We start from the raw sequence: 19,084 nt of genomic DNA on the forward strand, positions 1-19,084 counted from the left end.
GGGCCGAGAACAGGCCGATCAGTCCGCACAGCACTTGCTTCTTCATGTTGTCTCCTGAATGAGTAAGTTCGCGGGCTTACAGATGCCCCGCAGAATAAGGTCCACCAGCGTCCGCGCATCCTGCTTCAGGTTCCAGCGTCCGGGATCGCCCAGGTATTCGTAATAGAGTCCCGAAAAATAGCTTTGCAGCGCATTGGCGGCCAGTTCGGGGGAAATGCCAGGGTTCAGCACGTCTGAATTGTGTGACTGGTGAAAGTACAACGTGAGTTTTTCGATGGCCTGGCGTGCCAGGTTGCCCTGAATTTCCATACCGGTATCGGATTCGCTGCGATGAAACAGAATGCTGAATACCCGGAAGTGGTGTTCATTTTCGGCAAGCTGGCTGAGCGAGTAAATACAGATGTCACGAAGCCCATTTATACTTCCGTGATTCTCACACAGGGCTTCAAGACGGGCGACCATTGGATTGCTGACCCGGCACAGCATGGCGTCGAACAGGTCCTGCTTGTTGCGGAAATGCCAGTAAATCGCGCCCCGGGTTACCCCTGCGGCACAGGCGATCTTTTCCAGAGAGGTGCAGCCGACCCCGCGCTCGTAGAACTCGAACTCGGCGGCGTCGAGAATGGCTTCGCGGGTGGCTTCGGCTTCCGCTTTGGTTTTTCTGGGCATATCTGGCAGGAGGCTCCTGTTCAGGATTCGATCAGGTCGTGGTCCGGTTCGGAGCGGAAGTATAGCCATTTTTTGATTGCAAACATACATTCATGAATGTATTTTTAACGACCTTTCTGCCCTGGATCAAATCACGGGAGTTTTCCATGCCAGCTCTGCCACGGCGCTATTCGCTGTATACCGGATTGTCGTTTGTCATGATTGCCACATTGCTTGCGGGTTGCAGCGACGAGCCCCAGAACGACGGTGGCGGTGGCGGTGGCAACGGCGGCCAGGGAACGCCGGCACCGGAGGTCCGGGAGGAGCGGGCGGAGCTGACCAGTGTAAAGGTGAATCAGGACTACGCGGGCCGGGCCAGAGGTGCCCGTGAGGTGGAAGTCCGTGCCCGGATCCAGGGTATTCTGGAGGAGCGTCAGTACAGTGAGGGCCAGGTGGTGGAAGAGGGCGACTCCCTGTTCCGGATTGATCCTGACCCGGCCCGTGCGGCGGTCCGCGGTGCCGAAGCCCAGCGTCAGGTCGCTCAGGCCAATCTGAGTCAGGCTGACCGCGAGTGGAACCGTATTGCCTCATTGTTCCAGCGCAACGCCGTCAGCGAACGTGAGCGGGATTCGGCCCAGTCGGCGCTGGATCTGGCCCAGGCCAATCTAGCGGTGGCGGAAGCCGGTCTGATTCAGGCCCGCCTTGAGCTCGGCTACACGGATGTCAAGGCGCCGGTATCCGGTGTCACCAGTCTTGAAGATTTGCCGGAGGGCAGTCTGGTACAGCAGGGCACCTTGTTGACCACCATTATCCAGCAGGATCCCATTCACGTTCGCTTCGCGTTGCCGGAAGATGATGCTGCCATTCAGCGTCGGGCCCGGCTAGCCATGAGTGGTAGTGATGAGCCATCCAACCTGCCGGCGACACTGGTCATGGTCAATGGCGAGGAGTACAGCAAAGGCGGTGAGGTAGATTTTACCGCCAGCATTCTGGACCCGAGAACCGGCAGCGTATCGGCCCGGGCGGTGTTTCCGAATCCCGATTACGAGATCGTTCCGGGCCAGTTTGTCCGGGTCCGCATACAGCTGCAGAATCTTGAGGACGTGTTTACCGTCAAGGAAACGTCTGTTGGCCAGGGTCCGGACGGCGCCCGGGTGTTTGTGGTGGATGACAGCAGCAAGGTGAGCAGTCGTGCGGTTGAACTGGGACCGGTTGTGGACGGTCGTCAGGTGGTCCTGTCCGGACTTGAAGAGGGGGATCGGGTCGTGACCAGTGGCATGGTGTCACTGCGGGACGGAATGGATGTGAAGGTGGCAGATCCGGAAAACGGGGAGCCTGAATAATGCTGCGGACCTTTATCGACCGGCCGATCTTCGCTTCGGTCATCTCCATTATTATTGTGCTGGCCGGGGGTATTTCCCTGATGGGGCTGCCGGTAGAACAGTACCCCAATGTGGTCCCCCCGCAGGTGGTGGTTGATGGCCGGTATCCGGGCGCCAGCGCAGCGGTGATTTCTGAATCGGTGGTTGCACCGCTGGAGCAGGAAATCAACGGTGTCGACAGCATGATTTACCTGGAGTCCAACGCCACGGACTCCGGCAGCTTCCGGATAACCGTCTCCTTCGAGATAGGCACCAACCCGGATCAGGCCACCATAAACGTCAACAATCGGGTGCAGCAGGCCACCGCCCGCCTGCCCCAGGCGGTGCGCGATCTTGGTCTGAAAGTGGAAGCCAGGTCTACGTCGTTGCTGCAGGTAATGGCGCTGTCTTCCCCGGACAGCAGCATGAGTGTGGTGGAAATCAGTAACTACGCCCTGCTCAACGTGCTCGATGAGCTGGTGCGGTTGCCCGGTATCGGCGATGCCTCCCTGTTCGGAGCCCAGGATTACTCCATGCGGATCTGGTTACGGCCAGACAAGATGGCCCAGTTTGAGCTGACGCCGGCCGACGTTGCAGGCGCCATCCGCTCCCAGAATGCCCAGTTTGCCGCCGGGCGCATCGGTGCGGAGCCGGCCCCGGAAGGCCAGGCCTTTACCTTCAGTGTGTCGGTGCCGGGGCGCCTTGAAAGCCCGAAGGAATTCGGTGAAATCATTCTGCGCAGTGACGAGGACGGTGGCACCCTGCGCCTGAAGGATGTGGCCCGGATTGAGCTTGGCGCCCAGAACTATGATTTTGCCGCCACCTTCAATGGTGAGCCTACCGTGCCGATCGGGGTGTATTTGCAGCCGGGCGCCAACGCTCTGGATGCCGCCGGGGTCGTGCGCGAAGCCATGGCGGTCATCAGTGAGCGCTTCCCTGAGGGGCTTGAATACGACGTCCCCTACGACACCACCCGCTTTATCGATGTATCGATACAGGAAGTGATCAACACCTTTATCGCTGCCGTACTGCTGGTTATTGTGGTGACCTTCCTGTTCCTGCAACATCTGAAAGCCACCCTGATACCGCTGGTGGCCATTCCGGTCTCGCTGATTGGTACCTTTGCCGGCATGCAGGCCATGGGTTTTTCGGTGAATCTGCTGACCCTGTTCGGGCTGATTCTGGCTATAGGGGTAGTGGTGGATAACGCCATTATCATCATGGAAAACGCCGAACGGCTGATGAAGGAAGAGGGTAAATCCGCATACCATGCCTCGGTTGAAACCGTAAAACAGGTTTCCGGCGCGGTCATTGCGTCAACGCTGGTGCTGGTGGCGGTGTTTGCCCCGGTGGCTTTCCTCGGTGGCCTCAGTGGTGAGCTGTATCGCCAGTTTGCCATCACCATTGCGGTGTCGGTAGTGATTTCCGGCGTCGTTGCCCTGACCCTGACTCCCGCCATGTGTGCCATGCTGCTGGGTGGCAAACCACAGAAACAGAGGGCCTTCTTTCGCTGGTTCGATGCAGGGTTCGACTATCTGACCCGTGGTTTCATGGTGGTGGTGAACTGGCTGTTGCGTCATGCGGTGGTGGGTGTGCTGCTGTTCGTCGCGATGATTGGCGGCACCCTGTTCATGATGAACCAGATGGCATCGGGTCTTGTGCCCCAGGAAGATCAGGGTTTTGTGATCGTATCCTCGTCGCTGCCTGCGGTGTCTTCTCTCAGTCGCACCGAAGCCATGCGGGACGAGCTGTCAGAGAAGGTGACGGCGCTGCCGGAAGTACAGAACATGGTGGCCTTTGCCGGTTACGACATTATTGCCAGCGCCCTGCGCACCAACACCGGTGTTGCCTTTGTCACCCTCGAAGACTGGGATGACCGTCAGGGTGATGGTCAGGACGCAGCCAGCATTGCCGGTAAGATCATGGGCATCGGCGCGGGTATGCCGGATGCCTTCGTTATTGCCTTTACTCCGCCGCCCATTCAGGGTCTGTCCACCACCGGTGGTGTGGAAGGCTATATCCAGGTCCGCGGTGGTCGCAGTTCTGCGGAGATCAAGGCATTGTCCGACCGCTTTGCCGCCGCCGCCAACGAACGGCCTGAACTACAGAATGTGCGGGTGACGCTGGATACCAGCATACCGAAGTACGAAGCGACCGTTGACCGGGAAAAAGCAGAAGCGGCTGGGGTGCCGGTGGACCAGATTTTTGTCACCATGCAGAGCACCTTTGGCTCGCTCTACGTCAATGACTTCACACTGCTTGGCCGGAACTGGCAGGTAAACCTGCAATCCGAAGGCGAGTTCCGCAGTCATCCGGATGATCTGCGCCGGGTATTTGTGCGCTCGAACTACGGAGAAATGGTTCCGCTGAGCTCGCTGGTCAAACTGGAGCGTATCGCCGGGGCGGATATTCTCAATCGCTTCAACGTCTACCCGGCCGCCAAACTACTGGCCGACCCGGGCCCCGGCTTCACCTCTGGTGATGCCCTGGCGGCACTTCAGGACGTGGGTGAGCAGGTGCTTGATCCGAACAGCCAGCTGGGCTGGACCGGTGAGGCCTACCAGCTGGTGGCCTCCGCTGACACCGGTCTGATCGCCTTTGGTCTGGGATTATTGCTGGTATTCCTGATCCTGTCGGCTCAGTACGAACGTTGGGGCCTGCCCATTGCGGTGGCGACCGCCGTGCCTTTCGGGGTGTTTGGTGCCGCAGCGGCTTCGCTGTTGCGGGGATTCCCGAACGATATCTACTTCCAGGTGGGGCTGCTGGTGCTGATCGGTCTGGCCGCCAAGAATGCCATCCTGATTGTGGAGTTTGCCGCGCAGAACCGGCGCGCGGGTATGACCAGCACCGAAGCGGCCAGTGCCGCTGCCCAGCAGCGCTTCCGGGCCATCATGATGACCGCGCTGACGTTTATCGTAGGTTCAATGCCCCTGGCCTTTAGCACCGGAGCGGGCGCAGCCAGTCGTCAGGAGATCGGCACGGTTGTGGTGGGTGGCATGATCGCAGCCAGCACCCTGGCCCTGTTTTTCGTGCCGCTGTTCTACAAGCTGATTGAAGACCTGGGGGACTGGCAGCGCAATCGCAAGGCCGCAGACGAAGACCTGCGCCTGGAAAGCTGACGACTGGTTCTGTCAGCCTGTCGACCCATGAAAAAGCCCGGCTTGCCGGGCTTTTTCATGGCTGGCCGGTTGATCTGTTGTGCTAGGCTCAGAGTACAACTGAGTGGCCGCCAACAGGCGCGGTCATGGATGGGAACCGAGAACGTCGGTCTGAAAGAAAGAGATCCGGAAGCCTATGTACGATCAGAACTGGTTGCTTGATTTACTTGCAACAACGCGGGACCGCACCCTGGCCCTGGTGGACAGTCTTGCCGATGACCAGCTCAACGTGCCCTGGCACCCAGGTGTCAACCCGCCACTGTGGGAAATGGGGCATGCTGCATTTTTCTACGAGGTGTTCGTGCTCAAGTGGCTGGACGGCGTTCCCAGTTACGATCCGTCCATGGATGACCTCTGGGATTCGTTCCATATTGATCATCGCGACCGTTGGAGCCGGGAATTTTTCCCGGGCCGGGATGCCACCCGTCAGTATTTTCTCGCCATCTACCAGCGTATTGAGGCGCGGATACGCCAGCACGACCTCAGTGAGCAGGAGCTTTACCTATACCGCTATGCGTTCTACCACCAGCATATGCATATCGAGTCGATGATCTGGTGCCGGCAGACCGTGGGTTATCCGCAACCCCCGGGACAGGTTTCCGAGCCTGAAGTTACCGGTGAGAGTCCGAACGAGGACCTCAAAGAGGATGCGGAAATCCCCGCCGGCACCTGGCTGATTGGCATGCCTGCTGAGTCCCAACACTACGCCCGGGAAGATTTTGCTTTTGATGGCGAGAAGCCCCGCCATGAAGTGCAGCTGGAGTATTTCCGGATCGGCAGAACGCTGGTCAGTAACCGGGAGTTTCTGGCCTTTGTGGAAGATGGTGGTTACCGTCGGCCCGAACTCTGGTCCTTTGGCGGCCGCAAGTGGCTGGAGACTGAGACAGACGTTGCGCTGGTGTATGGTGAACCCTCGCCGGTTCTGCGCTGTCCGCAGCACCCGCTGTACTGGCAGTACCGACACAACCAGTGGCAGCAGCGGCTGTTTGACCAGTGGCTGCCGCTGGATCCGGAGGCACCGGTGGTCCACGTCAGTTACTGGGAAGCGGAAGCCTGGTGCAACTGGGCTGGCCGTCGCCTGCCCACGGAGCGGGAGTGGGAGGTGGCGGCGCTGGGTAATCGCCCGGGTGAGCCGTTCAGACGTTTCCCCTGGGGTAACGACGCACCGTCACCTCAGCATGCAGACCTTGATGCCACCGCCATGGCCAGACAGTCAGTCGCGGCTTTGCCGGCCGGAGACAGTCCCTTTGGCTGTCGCCAGATGATCGGCTCGGTCTGGGAGTGGACCTCCGATCAGTTTCTGCCTTACGACGGTTTCCGCGTGGACATGTACCCGTTTATGTCCACCCTGCAGTTCGGCGATCACAAGGTGACCCGGGGCGGCGGCTGCGCAACCTCTTCGGCCCTTATCCGGGGCACCTATCGGCAGGCCTATCTGCCCCAGCGTAACGATGTTTACACCGGTTTCCGGACCTGCGCCCGATAGTGTTGTTTTCGGCACTTCAGGCGCTTACTTTTGCCCGGTCAGTTTTTCTTCACAGGAGAGCCTAATGAACATGTATGAAACCGATGAGTTGCTGGGCCAGTATCTGGCCTTTCATTTCGGTGACAGTTATTTCGGGGTCGGTAATTATCCGGCTCGCTGCGCCTCTATCTGTCTCGAAGTGATGGCCGGACGACCAAAGCGACGGGCTCTGGATCTGGGCTGTGCCGTCGGCCGGACCACCTTCGAGTTGGCGCGGGCGTTCGAGTCTGTCGACGGGGTGGATCTGTCGAACCGGTTTATCGAAACCGCGAGCCAGCTTCGCCAGACCGGAGAGATGCCCTATTTTCTGCGGGAGCAGGGCGAGCTGGGCGAGCAAAAGTCCGTAAGTCTTGAAAACGCACACCTCAAGGATGCCGCCAGCCGGACCCGGTTTGCGGTTGCCGATGCCTGTAACCTCGGTCCGGAATTCAGTGGTTATGACCTGGTCTTTGCCGGCAACCTGATTGATCGCCTGCAGGAGCCGCGGGCCTTCCTCTCCCATGTTCATAATCTGCTGGCAAGCGATGGCGTGCTGGTGATCAGCTCACCCTATACCCTGCTGGAGGAATTCACTCCACGAAGCCAGTGGATCGGTGGTTTTGAACGCAACGGGGCGCCTTACCGGGTGCTGGATGGCATGTCGGAAATCCTCTCGGCCCACTTTGAGCCGCTGCAAAGCCCGGTGGATGTGCCGTTCGTGATCCGCGAGACCGCCCGCAAATACCAGCACTCCATTGCCGAACTTTCGGCGTGGCAGCGGAAGGCGTGAATTCCGTGGCAAAAATGACTAAAGCCTGAACACAGCCGTCTGGGTAGGCGGCCCGTACTCCGGATCCTCCTCACCGATACCCCCGAAGTTGACGCTATAACCTGTCTGCCGGGCGACAGTGGTGGCCCATTGGCGGAATTTGTGGCGGGGCCATTCGAATTTGTGGTCCGGGTCCCGGAGCTGGCCGGGGCGCAGATCGTAGAGGGGGTTGTACTCCACATTGGGCGTGGTCACGATCAGCCACGCCGGGCGGTAGTGCTGAAACACCGCCCGCTGCACTTCCGACAGCCGGCCGGGATCAATGTGCTCGATGGTCTCTACCATCGCGGCGGCATCGTAGCCGCTCAGGTCCAGGGCAGCGTCCATGTAGGAACCCTGGCGCAAGGTTACCCGGGTGTCGTCAGGCGCCACTTCCGCCAGCATTTCCCTGGCCTGTCGCAGCGACAGGCCGGATTGCTCGAGGCCACAGATCTCGGTGAACCGGGTGTTTCCAAGTAACAGGCGAATCAGCGAACCCGAGCCGCAGCCCAGATCCAGCACCCGCCTTGCGCCGGTATGATGAATCAGGGCCGCGACCTTGTTGAGCCGTTCTTCGTGCAGTGAGCTGGCCTGGGTAAACATGGCTGCCATGGGTTGGAATCCAAACGGGCTGCCGTTGTCAGCCCTGCTCTCGCTCGATGGCGCGATAGGCGATGTCGTTGCGGAAAAACACCCCCTCCCAGCTGATAGTCCTGGCCAGTGCATAGGCCCGTTGCTGGGCTTCAGTAACGGTGTTACCCAGGGCCGTGGCACAGAGCACACGACCGCCGTTGGTGACCACCTTGCTACCCTGAATGCAGGTGCCGGCGTGAAAGACCTTTTCACCCTCGGTTTCCGCGTCCGGCAGACCGCTGATGGCGTCCCCTTTGTGATAATCGCCGGGGTAGCCGCCGGCTGCCAGAACAATGCCCACCGAGGCCCGTGGGTCCCAGTCAGAGCTGCACTCATCGAGCTTGCCGTCAATGGCGGCATTGCACAGGGCCACCAGATCAGACTTCATACGCAGCATGATAGGCTGAGTCTCGGGGTCGCCGAAGCGACAATTGAACTCAATGACCTTAGGTGCCCCCTGCTCATCAATCATCAGGCCGGCATACAGGAAGCCCTTGTAGGGGTGGCCTTCGGACGCCATGCCGCGAACGGTTGGGTAGATAACCTCATCCATGATGCGCTGATGTATCTCCGGGGTCACCACCGGAGCTGGCGAGTAAGCGCCCATACCCCCGGTGTTGGGGCCGGTATCACCGTCGCCAACCCGTTTGTGATCCTGGGAGGTGGCCATGGCCAGCACATGTTCGCCGTCTACCATCACAATAAAGCTGGCCTCTTCCCCTTCCAGAAACTCTTCTACCACCACTCGGCTGCCGGCGTCTCCGAAGGCATTGCCGGCAAGCATGTCGCGGATAGCGTCTTCGGCTTCTTGCAGGGTCATGGCAACGATGACACCCTTGCCGGCGGCCAGGCCATCAGCTTTGACCACGATGGGTGCGCCCTGTTTCCGGACGTAGGCAAGAGCCTGTTCAACATCGGTGAAGTTGCCGTAGGCCGCTGTCGGAATCTGCTGACGCTCCAGGAAATCCTTGGTGAAGGCTTTGGAACCCTCCAGCTGCGCTGCGCCGGCGCTGGGACCAAAAGCCCGCAGGCCTCTTTCTTCAAATCTGTCCACGATGCCTGCTACCAGCGGCGCTTCCGGGCCGACAATGGTAAGGCCGACGCTATGGGTGGCAGCAAAGTCGGCCAGGGCATCGATATCCATGACATCAATCGCGATGTTCTCCAGACGCTGGTCCCTTGCCGTTCCGGCATTACCCGGTGCCACGAACACGCGCTCTGCGTCAGGAGACTGGGCGGCCTTCCAGGCCAGGGCGTGTTCACGCCCGCCGCTGCCAATAATCAGGATGTTCATATTGTTATTTCCCTTGTACAACGATCAGTGACGGAAGTGGCGCATACCGGTGAAGACCATGGCAATACCATGTTGATTGGCTGCATCAATCACTTCCTGGTCCCGCATTGAACCTCCGGGCTGGATAACGGCCGTAATGCCGGCCGCCGCTGCAGCGTCGATACCGTCGCGGAACGGAAAAAAGGCATCAGAGGCCATCACCGAGCCTTTCACTTCAAGACCTTCGTCGGCAGCCTTGATGCCGGCAATTCTTGCACTGTAGACCCGGCTCATCTGTCCTGCCCCGACGCCGATGGTGCGTCCGGCCCTTGCGTAGACAATGGCGTTGGACTTGACGTACTTGGCCACTTCCCAGGCAAACAGCAGGTCGTTCAGTTCGCTTTCGCTTGGCTGGCGTTCGGTGACCACCTTGACGTCTTCCATGGCCACCATGCCCAGATCCCGATCCTGAACCAGCAGGCCCCCGGTGACCCGTTTGAAGTCCATGGCTTTGGCGCGATCGCTGTCCAGTTCACCGCAGGCCAGCAGACGCACGTTTTTCTTGGCGGCGATCAGTTCCACCGCTTCTGCTGCCACCGTCGGCGCAATGATCACCTCGACAAACTGACGGTCGATGATGGCTTTGGCGGTTTCTGCATCCAGCTCACGGTTGAACGCAATGATGCCGCCAAACGCCGACGTCGGGTCAGTCGCAAAAGCCAGGTCATAGGCCTGCAGGATATCGGTGCCAATGGCGACGCCACAGGGATTGGCGTGCTTGACGATAACGCAGGCAGGGTCAGCGAAAGGCTTCACGCACTCCAGGGCAGCATCGGTGTCGGCCACGTTGTTGTAGGACAACGCCTTGCCCTGCAGCTGGGTAGCGGTTGCCACCGAGGCCTCTTTCGGATTGCGTTCGGCATAGAAGGCCGCACGCTGGTGCGGGTTCTCACCGTAGCGCATGTCCTGAACCTTGACGAACTGGGTGTTGAAGGTTCGGGGAAAGTCAGCGTTGTCGTTATCAGCGGTGCGACCGCCCAGGTAGTTGGCAATGGCGCCATCGTAGCCGGCGGTGTGCTCAAAGGCCTTCACGGCCAGATCGAAGCGGGTCTTGTGGCTGAGTTCACCGTCAAGGTCTTCAAGCTCCGCCAGTACCCGGCTGTAATCGCTGCTGTTGACCACAATCGCCACATCGGCGTGATTCTTGGCGGCGGCCCGGACCATGGTGGGCCCGCCGATATCGATGTTCTCGATGGCCGTCGCCAGGTCGCAGTCAGGGTTGGCGACGGTGTCCTCGAAGGGGTAGAGGTTGACCACCACCATATCGATGGGGTTGATGCCATGATCGGTCATGACCTGGTCGTCGATACCCCGTCGGCCGAGTATGCCGCCGTGGATTTTGGGGTGCAGGGTTTTCACCCGGCCATCCATCATTTCCGGAAAGCTGGTGTAATCGCTGACTTCGGTAACCGGAATCCGGTTTTCCTGCAGCAGGCGGAAGGTGCCGCCGGTGGACAGGATCTCGATGCCGCGGGCGGTCAACTGACGGGCAAACTCGGTAATGCCTGTTTTATCAGACACACTGATCAGGGCACGACGGACAGGGGTGTTGGACTGATTGGCCATAGCTCTCTGTTTTTCTACCGGTGTAAAACAGGAAAGGCCTCGCGAATGATCTCCGGGAGGCCTCTTCGGGACAGTCTGATTATAGCAGACCGTATTGTTTCAGTTTCTTGCGCAGCGTCCCGCGGTTCAGACCCAGCATGGTGGAGGCCTTGGTCTGATTATTGCGGGTGTATCTCATTACCTGTTCGAGCAGCGGGGCCTCAACCTCAGACAGTACCAGTTGGTAAACCTCGGTAACCGGGGCGCCATCAAGCTGGGCGAAGTAGTTCTTCAGGGCGACTTCCACGCTGTCCCGCAAGGTGACGGAGTTGCCGCTGCTGTTGATGGTTTGCAGTGTCGGCTGGCCGTCGTCGTTTGCGGAGTGCGCCAGATTATCGTTTGCCAGTGTTTCAGCGGTCATGCTGCGAATACCTCTCCATTTCGTAAGCCTGCAAAATACTGTTGAATACTGTCTTTCTGCATCTGTCCACACGCAAGCGTGTTGAAGTGCTTCCGGAACTGTTTGTCGGCATCGTGGGACTGGAGATACCAGCCCACATGCTTGCGGGCGATCCTTATGCCCATGGGGTCTCCGTAGAACTGATGCAGCTCTGCCAGGTGACCCTGCAAAATGGTTTCCACCTCATCAAGGGGTGGTTCCGGAGAAAGCTCTCCGGTCGTCAGGAAATGGCCGATTTCCCGGAATATCCAGGGCCGGCCCTGGGCGCCACGACCGATCAGCAGACCATCGGCTCCGGTGTATCGAAGCACGTCTCTTGCCCTGACCGGTGAGTCAATATCACCGTTGGCAAACACCGGAATACGGACCCGGGATTTGACCTCGGCGATGGTGTCGTATTCGGCTTCGCCGCGGTAGCCATCGGCCCGGGTTCGGCCGTGTATGGCCAGGGCCTGAATGCCCGCATCTTCAGCCATTCTTGCGATCTGCAGGGCGTTCCGGTGTTCCCGGTCCCAGCCGGTCCGCATCTTCAGGGTGACCGGCACGTCGACCGCCTGAACCACCGCCTGCAGAATAGCCCGCACCAGGTCTTCGTCTTTCATCAGGGCGGAACCGGCCGCTTTGTTGCAAACCTTTTTGGCAGGACAGCCCATGTTGATATCGATAATCTGGGCGCCATGCTCGGCATTCATTCTGGCCGCATTGGCCAGCATTTCAGGATCACCGCCGGCAATCTGCACCGAACGGGGCTCTGGTTCGCCACGGTGATCCAGCCGCAATCTGGACTTTCGGGTGTGCCAGAGGGTCGAATCCGCAATGACCATTTCCGATACCGCCAGGCCGGCCCCCATCTTGCGGCAAAGCAGCCGGAAGGGGCGGTCGGTAACGCCAGCCATGGGCGCTACGATCAGCGAGTTGGGCAGTGTGTAAGGCCCGATGGTCGCTGTTGGCAGCATGATGTCCGTCCATAACTGTTCGGTTGCTAAAATTCCTGGCAATAACTCGCAGTCAGCATAAAAGATCATGCTGGGGGGTGCGGTGCATTATCACAGGGGGCGACAATGATACCGCCCGGGCAGCGGCTATTGAAGGGCGCTGAGGTGGAAAAAGTTGATTATTTTTCGTCCGCTCTGGTTGACTTTTGCGCGACAGCCTGTCCGGTATTACAGTCCTGTCATATTGAACGACGGTGCGGGCAGGGTTTCTGACCCCGTCAACGGACCGCCTGTTTGTTGACGGGACTCTGGGCAGGAACAAAGCGCAGGTTGTAGTTGACCGCATCACGGCCCGGGTCACGAATGCTGATAGCAATACGCACCGGTGTACCGGGCGCCATTGATAACAGGTTTTGACTATCGTTTGCCAGATAATCCGCCGGGGGGAACACGCTCTGGGCGACCACATCGCCGTTGAGATTCGAGAAGGTAAGGGCAATGGCCGGGAAGGGCTGTTCGAAATCGGCCTGATTGATGATCACAGCGTCCACCAGCAGTGCATTGCGGTTTTCCGGATCGGTGCGAACCACCAGCTGACGGCTCTGAATGCGATCAAGGGCGGTCAGTGGCGTAAGTTCGCAGCCAGCAAGATCGCAGGCCCGTTCATACCAGGGGCGCAGCTCAGGAATGGCCGACAGCCGATCAAACTGGAACCAGGCAAGTTGTGATACCAGTCCGGCCATCAGCGCCAGCACGACCAGAGACCAGAGCCAGCCCCTGGCGCTGCCACGGGGCCGGCCAACCGCAACCGGCTCCCGGGAAAGCTCGTCATAGGGGGTGGTGGCACGCTGGATCCGTGCCGGCCCCGCAGGCGTGGCTGAATCAGCATCAGCACTGATCATCGCTGTCAGCGGTTGCGGCTCCGCTTCGTGGTCGGGCGTGCGGGGTTGCAGGGTCGGGCTGGCGGCAGGTTCATCCTGCTTATCGAATTCCGACCAGGTTGGCTCTTGCCGGGTTGCCGCCGGGGCTTTGGGTTCTGGCGCCACAGATTTCGGCTGTGAGCTTTCGGATTTGCCGGCATCACGATCACGGGGCGTGTGTTGTGACCCGACGGCGCGATCTTCCGGCCTGGCACTCAGCGAGGATTCATTGAGGAACTCGTCCTCCAGCATCGCTTCGGCCCAGCTTTCATCGATCTTCGACTCATCGTCGTCATCGCTATCGGCGGTTCTGGTCTCATCAAACGAGCGAAAGCTGTCGCTGAGTTCGTCGTCGGAAAAATTCAGGCGGTTACCGGCATAGGGGCCTTCCGCTGCATCCTCTTCCGGATTGTCCTGGAAGATCAGGTCGGGCTCGTCCTGGCTGTCGGATTGAGGCTGATCAGTTCGGGGCGCGGTCTCACTTTCAGTAGTGATCTGGTGTTCTCTGGCGTCAAAAATATCCATGCAACTGCCACACCGGACCTTGCCTTTGGCCACCGCAAGCTGCTCGTCCGTCACCCGGAACCGGGTGTCGCAATGGGGGCAACGGGTCAACAGACTGGTATCGGCCATCCTTAAATCCTGTCAGGTCTCAGACTGTCAGCAGTTTAGCGACTGCAGGTCGGTTCGTCATCTGTCGATGCGGCGTCCTGTGAGGCGTATCCATTCTTCCCGTTGCGCTGGCTCATCCATGATGAACCAGGGTTCATAGGCCGTCATCACCTCTCGGGCCTGGCTGGACAGAATTCCGGACAGCACCAGGTTGCCCCCGGGCTTAACCCGTCCGGCAAGTTTCACGGCAAGGTTAATCAGCGGTTGGGCAAGAATGTTGGCCAGCAGCGTGTCAGCCCTGGTTTCCGGATCCTGTCCCGGCAGGTACAGATCCAGCCGGTCTTCCGCCACGCCATTGCGTTGGGCGTTGTCCCGGCTGGCTTCCAGTGCCTGAGGATCGGTATCCACGCCAATCACATGATCGGCGCCAAGCAGCAGTGCAGCCAGGCCGAGAATACCGGAGCCACAGCCGTAATCGATGATCTGCTGTCCCGTTACGTCGGTGCCGTCAAGCCACTCCAGGCACAGCGCCGTGGTGGGGTGGGTGCCGGTTCCAAAGGCCAGGCCCGGGTCCAGCAACAGGTTGGCGGCTTGCGGGTCGGGTGCATCATGCCAGCTCGGCACAATCCACAACCGCTCGCCGAACCTGATGGGCTGGAAGTCGTCCATCCAGGCCCGCTCCCAGTCTTTGTCTTCCACCAGTGATACATCGATTTCCGGCAGGGCCTGCTGGGTCTGACGATGCCAGGCGTCCCGCAGTTCGGCGCAGATCTGATCAATATCCCGGTCAGCATCAAACAGGCCGGTTACCCGGGTATCACTCCACAACGGAGTGGTACCGGGATCCGGTTCGTACAGAGGCTGGTCGGCGGCATCTTCCATGGAGACGGCGTCAGCCCCCATCTCCATCAGCAGATCCTCCAGCTGATCCGCAGTGGCGGGATCAGCCGGAATTTGCAGTTGTATCCAGGGCATGGTGTTTCTGGGTCCTAATCCCGCATCAGCTTTTCAAGATAGTGGATGGTGAAATCCACGTTCTTGAAGCCACCGTCGCGCACCAGGTTCCGGTGCAGTGGCTGATTGGTTTTGATGCCCTCAACGACCAGCTCGTCCAGTGCGTTCTTCATGCGCCGGCGAGCAATTTCACGGTCGTCGCCCCAGGTGATCAGTTTGGCGATCAGGGAGTCGTAATAGGGAGGGACCGTATAACCACTGTACAGGTGTGAGTCTACCCGTACGCCGTTACCGCCCGGCGCGTGGAAATGCTTCACTTTGCCCGGATTGGGAACAAAGGTTTTCGGATCTTCTGCGTTGATCCGGCATTCCAGGGCGTGCCCGGAAATGCGGATTTCATCCTGGGTGTACTGCAGCGGCAGGCCACTGGCAATACGCAACTGCTCCCGCACGATGTCGACACCGGTGACCATTTCCGATACCGGATGCTCCACCTGAACCCGGGTGTTCATCTCGATAAAGTAGAACGCACCGTCCTGATACAGAAATTCGAAGGTACCGGCGCCCACGTAGCCGATGGTCTTGCAGGCATCCACGCAGGCCTTGAGGGTCACTGCACGGGCTTCCGGATCGATGTTCGGCGCCGGTGCTTCTTCCAGAACCTTCTGGTGCCGGCGCTGCATGGAGCAGTCACGGTCGCCCAGATGAATCACGTTGCCGTGAGTGTCGGCCAGTACCTGAACTTCCACATGACGGGGCCGTTCCAGATATTTTTCCAGGTACACGGTGGGATCACCGAAGGCGCTCTTGGCCTCAGTCTGGGTTATCTGGATCCCTTTCAGCAACGAAGCCTCGGAGTGGACCACCTGCATGCCGCGCCCGCCGCCGCCGGAAGCAGCCTTGATGATCACCGGGTAGCCGATTTCACGGGCAATACGCAGAGTACGCTCGTCGTCGGTGGTGATCGGGCCGTCGGAGCCGGGAACCGTCGGTACGCCGGCTTTGATCATCGCCTCGATGGCTGAGACCTTGTTACCCATAAGACGGATGGTGTCGGCCTTGGGGCCGATAAACCGGAATCCGCTTTTCTCGACCTGCTCGGCAAAATCAGCGTTTTCTGCCAGAAAGCCGTAGCCGGGATGAATGCCCACGCTGTCGGTAACCTCGGCGGCACTGATGATGGCCGGAATATTCAGGTAGCTTTCAGTGGGGCTGTTGGGTCCGATGCACACGGATTCGTCGGCAAGACGCACGTGCATCAGGTCGCGGTCGACCTGGGAGTGTACCGCAACCGTGCGAATGCCCAGTTCCTTGCAGGCACGCAGCACCCGCAGCGCAATTTCGCCGCGGTTGGCAATCAGTACTTTTTCAATCATGGCCATGATGTTATGTCACCCGTTGCTCAGGAAATGATGAACAGAGGCTGGTCAAATTCAACCGGCTGACCGTTCTCCACCAGGATCTCGGTGATGGTGCCGCTCTTGTCGGCTTCAATCTGGTTCATCATCTTCATGGCTTCAATGATGCAGATCACCTCGCCTACCTTTACGCTCTGGCCTACTTCCACGAAGGAGGCAGCGGTAGGGGAAGGTGAGCGGTAGAAGGTGCCTACCATCGGTGATTTGACCACATGACCGGAAGGTGCGGCAGGCGCTTCCGGTTCGCTGGCTGCCAGGGCCGGAGCGGCGGTGGGTGCGGGTGCCTGTTGTTGCGGCGGCGCATAATGCGCGTAGGCCATACCCATGCCGGCCGGTTGCTCCCGGCGCCGGGAAATGCGTACCGAATCCTCACCTTCCTGAATTTCAATCTCCTCTACATCAGATTCTTCAAGGAGTTCAATCAGCTTTTTGATTTTTCGAATATCCATGGTTTTCAACGTCCCGTTTTATCGGTGTCAGTGTGATTGTAGTCGGTTCAATGCAGCTTGCAGGGCAAGGTCATAGCTCAGACTGCCCAGACCACAGATAACGCCGTCAGCGATATCTGAAAAATAGGAGTGGTGTCTGAAAGGCTCTCTGGCGTGCACATTGGAGAGGTGCACTTCGATCAGGGGAATGCCTGACGCCAGTACTGCGTCCCGCAGCGCCACACTGGTGTGGGTGAACGCTGCCGGGTTGAAAATCAGGTAATCAATACCCTCTGCACGGGCCTCGTGAATCCGGTCGATCAGTTCGTATTCGGCATTGGACTGAAGGTAAAGCAGGTGGTGACCAAGATCCGAGGCCTGCCGGTGCAGTCGGTCATTGATGTCTTCCAGGGTTTCATGGCCGTAGACATCTGGTTCGCGGACGCCCAGCATGTTCAGATTGGGTCCATGGAGGACAAGAATCGTAGCCATGGTCAGACAAACCTTGTTGAATTTTTGGACAAAATTGCAGACATTTTGCGTATTTTTCGCCCATGATGCTTCTTGAGAGCTTCGGGTTCAACACTTTTTGACAAAGTGGCCCTCCCGGGTGGACAAGAGTCGCGAAAACACCCGATCAGGCACCGCATTGTCGGGAATCAAGCGGATTACGTCCATAAGACGTTGGTTTCATGTCAGCTTGTTCATTTTCTGGTGCGCCCTGCCGCAGCGCGCGGGTTGCTCAGCTGTCCGCTCCCACAACACAGTTACGTCCCGCAGCCTTGGCCTTGTACAGGGCCTGGTCTGCCCGTTCGCACAGGGTGGCGGCATTGTCGTTTTTCCATAAGGCGACACCACAGCTGAAGGTGACGTGAAACTCCTGCTCTCCGGCGGTCTGGGTGAGCTCTGCGAACCGCTCGCGGATGTCATTGAGCACGCTGCGGGCATCGCTTTCCCGGGTGTCCGGCATGATGATGGCGAATTCCTCACCACCGTAACGTCCGATGTGGTCGGACTTGCGCAGGCGCTGTTTCAGAAACATCGACAGGCTCCGCAGAATCCGGTCCCCGATCGGGTGGCCAAAAGTATCGTTAACCCGTTTGAAATAATCCACGTCAATCATGGCAAAGCACAGGTTCTGGTTCTTGTGCCTCGCCTTTACCAGTTCCTGCTCCAGCAGGTACAGGGTATGGGTATGATTGAACAGTCCCGTCAGGCTGTCGCGGATCATCAGGGCCAATAGTGAACGGGCACGGCGACCGCGATTGTGGATGGTGGCGATCAGGTGCTTCGGATCAATGGGCTTGGTAAGGAAATCATCGCCACCCAGGCTCATGGCATGGAGTTGCTTGCTAACGTCATCCTCGGCCGACAGGTAGATGATGGGCACGCTGTGAAACCGGTCCTGCTGGCGGATCACCCGCGCAATTTCCATTCCGGTGCATCCCGGCATGTACATATCGAGGATGATAATCTCGGGATTGAAGGCCTCCAGCGCCACGATGATCTGCATCGGATCGGTAATGATGTGGGCGGTGAGCCCGGCCTTTTTCAGCACCGTTTCCATGAATTTGGCCTGAGCCCGGGAATCATCCAGGACCAGCACCCGGTAGGGCTCAATAGAGCTGTGGTGGGTGTAGGTCTCGATTTTTTCGATAAGCTGACCGGGGTCAACTGCCGGGAAAAAGAATTCCTCGCCGCCACAGCGTGACGCCCGCAGACGGGTCTCGATGCTGCCGTCATCGTCACTGATGAAAATGATCGGTATCGGGGTTTCGTGACGCTGTTGCAGGGTTTCGATGGTGGCAAGACCACCGGTTGCAGAGCCGCCAAAAACCACATCCATCAGAATGGTTTCAGGCTTGTGCAGGGCACAGGCTTCCATCAGTGACTCAGGGTCGGTAAATGCCTCGGCCCGGAAACCGAAGAACTCCAGCTGGCGAACCAGTCGGCTGGCCAGTTCGTGGCTGTCGAGCGCAATGTAGACCGGAGTCTTGCGGTAGATTCTTGGCGGTTGACTGTCGTCCCGGTCAGAGCGACGCAGGGTGCTCTCTTCCAGGGCGGCAATACCTTCTCTCAGTCGGCTGAGGCGCAGGTGATCCGCAGGTTCTGCTGCGGGCCATTGTTTGAGCCCCTGGTCGATCAGGGCGCCGGCTCTGGCATAGTTTTCCATGTCAAACCGGCTGGCATAGCGGATCAGCTTTTCATTGGCGGTGGCCAGATCGTCCCGGAACAGAGCCGCATCGCCAGGGCTGCTGTGGATTTTTTGCCAGGTATCCAGCACCACCCGAGCCTGATTGGTTACACGACGGGCAAAGTGTTGTCTCAGCTTTTCCTTCTGGGACTCGTCTGTCATGGCGTTACCGG

16 protein-coding genes are annotated in these 19,084 nt (G+C 59.0%); 4 read left to right on the forward strand and 12 right to left on the reverse strand.

What is annotated here, in order from left to right; all coding sequences use genetic code 11:
• Positions 1 to 42 precede the first annotated feature (42 nt).
• Complete coding sequence (locus AAC035_RS02280) at positions 43 to 669, reverse strand: TetR family transcriptional regulator (protein ID WP_339799582.1); 627 nt, start codon at positions 667 to 669, stop codon at positions 43 to 45.
• A gap of 146 nt (positions 670 to 815) precedes the next feature.
• Here AAC035_RS02280 and AAC035_RS02285 point away from each other — a divergent pair, with 146 nt between their 5' ends.
• The 4 genes from AAC035_RS02285 to AAC035_RS02300 all read left to right on the forward strand — a co-directional run bounded on the left by AAC035_RS02285 (position 816) and on the right by AAC035_RS02300 (position 7,461).
• Positions 816 to 1,991 carry an efflux RND transporter periplasmic adaptor subunit gene (locus AAC035_RS02285; protein WP_339799584.1) on the forward strand — a complete coding sequence of 392 codons (1,176 nt, stop codon included), beginning with the start codon at positions 816 to 818 and terminating at the stop codon, positions 1,989 to 1,991.
• The gene (locus AAC035_RS02290; protein WP_339799586.1) at positions 1,991 to 5,128 is read left to right on the forward strand and encodes a multidrug efflux RND transporter permease subunit; all 3,138 of its coding nucleotides are present in this window, start codon (positions 1,991 to 1,993) and stop codon (positions 5,126 to 5,128) included. Before AAC035_RS02285 ends, AAC035_RS02290 begins: the two co-directional genes overlap by 1 nt.
• A 175-nt stretch (positions 5,129 to 5,303) precedes the next feature.
• A complete protein-coding gene (gene senA, locus AAC035_RS02295; protein ID WP_339799587.1) occupies positions 5,304 to 6,653 on the forward strand; it encodes a selenoneine synthase SenA in 1,350 nt (449 codons plus the stop codon).
• Between the two features lie 64 nt (positions 6,654 to 6,717).
• Positions 6,718 to 7,461 carry a putative 4-mercaptohistidine N1-methyltransferase gene (locus tag AAC035_RS02300; protein WP_339799588.1) on the forward strand — a complete coding sequence of 248 codons (744 nt, stop codon included), beginning with the start codon at positions 6,718 to 6,720 and terminating at the stop codon, positions 7,459 to 7,461.
• Positions 7,462 to 7,479: 18 nt separating this feature from the next.
• Here the strand turns inward: AAC035_RS02300 and AAC035_RS02305 are convergent, their stop codons facing one another.
• The 11 genes from AAC035_RS02305 to AAC035_RS02355 all read right to left on the reverse strand — a co-directional run bounded on the left by AAC035_RS02305 (position 7,480) and on the right by AAC035_RS02355 (position 19,073).
• Positions 7,480 to 8,091 carry a methyltransferase domain-containing protein gene (locus AAC035_RS02305; protein ID WP_339799589.1) on the reverse strand — a complete coding sequence of 204 codons (612 nt, stop codon included), beginning with the start codon at positions 8,089 to 8,091 and terminating at the stop codon, positions 7,480 to 7,482.
• Between the two features lie 28 nt (positions 8,092 to 8,119).
• On the reverse strand, positions 8,120 to 9,406 hold the full coding sequence (gene purD, locus AAC035_RS02310) for a phosphoribosylamine--glycine ligase (protein WP_339799591.1): 1,287 nt from the start codon (positions 9,404 to 9,406) through the stop codon (positions 8,120 to 8,122).
• 24 nt (positions 9,407 to 9,430) lie between these two features.
• Entirely contained in the window at positions 9,431 to 11,011 is a 1,581-nt protein-coding gene (purH, locus tag AAC035_RS02315; protein ID WP_339799592.1) for a bifunctional phosphoribosylaminoimidazolecarboxamide formyltransferase/IMP cyclohydrolase, read from the reverse strand.
• 79 nt (positions 11,012 to 11,090) lie between these two features.
• A complete protein-coding gene (gene fis / locus AAC035_RS02320) occupies positions 11,091 to 11,411 on the reverse strand; it encodes a DNA-binding transcriptional regulator Fis (RefSeq protein WP_339799594.1) in 321 nt (106 codons plus the stop codon).
• Complete coding sequence (dusB, locus tag AAC035_RS02325; RefSeq protein ID WP_339799596.1) at positions 11,408 to 12,406, reverse strand: tRNA dihydrouridine synthase DusB; 999 nt, start codon at positions 12,404 to 12,406, stop codon at positions 11,408 to 11,410. Before dusB ends, fis begins: the two co-directional genes overlap by 4 nt.
• 257 nt (positions 12,407 to 12,663) lie before the next feature.
• A complete protein-coding gene (locus tag AAC035_RS02330; protein WP_339799598.1) occupies positions 12,664 to 13,938 on the reverse strand; it encodes a DUF3426 domain-containing protein in 1,275 nt (424 codons plus the stop codon).
• Between the two features lie 57 nt (positions 13,939 to 13,995).
• Positions 13,996 to 14,892, reverse strand: a complete 897-nt coding sequence (gene prmA / locus AAC035_RS02335) for a 50S ribosomal protein L11 methyltransferase (RefSeq protein ID WP_339799599.1) — start codon at positions 14,890 to 14,892, stop codon at positions 13,996 to 13,998.
• A 14-nt stretch (positions 14,893 to 14,906) separates the two neighbouring features.
• The gene (gene accC, locus AAC035_RS02340) at positions 14,907 to 16,253 is read right to left on the reverse strand and encodes an acetyl-CoA carboxylase biotin carboxylase subunit (protein ID WP_339799601.1); all 1,347 of its coding nucleotides are present in this window, start codon (positions 16,251 to 16,253) and stop codon (positions 14,907 to 14,909) included.
• 20 nt (positions 16,254 to 16,273) lie between these two features.
• Entirely contained in the window at positions 16,274 to 16,738 is a 465-nt protein-coding gene (accB, locus tag AAC035_RS02345) for an acetyl-CoA carboxylase biotin carboxyl carrier protein (protein WP_339799603.1), read from the reverse strand.
• 27 nt (positions 16,739 to 16,765) lie between these two features.
• Positions 16,766 to 17,209 (reverse strand): type II 3-dehydroquinate dehydratase, encoded by a 444-nt coding sequence (gene aroQ / locus AAC035_RS02350; protein WP_339799605.1) that lies wholly within the window; start codon positions 17,207 to 17,209, stop codon positions 16,766 to 16,768.
• Positions 17,210 to 17,459: 250 nt separating this feature from the next.
• The gene (locus tag AAC035_RS02355) at positions 17,460 to 19,073 is read right to left on the reverse strand and encodes a diguanylate cyclase (RefSeq protein ID WP_339799607.1); all 1,614 of its coding nucleotides are present in this window, start codon (positions 19,071 to 19,073) and stop codon (positions 17,460 to 17,462) included.
• Positions 19,074 to 19,084: the final 11 nt, after the last annotated feature.

This window comes from uncultured Marinobacter sp. (genome assembly GCF_963974375.1).
GTDB lineage: Bacteria > Pseudomonadota > Gammaproteobacteria > Pseudomonadales > Oleiphilaceae > Marinobacter.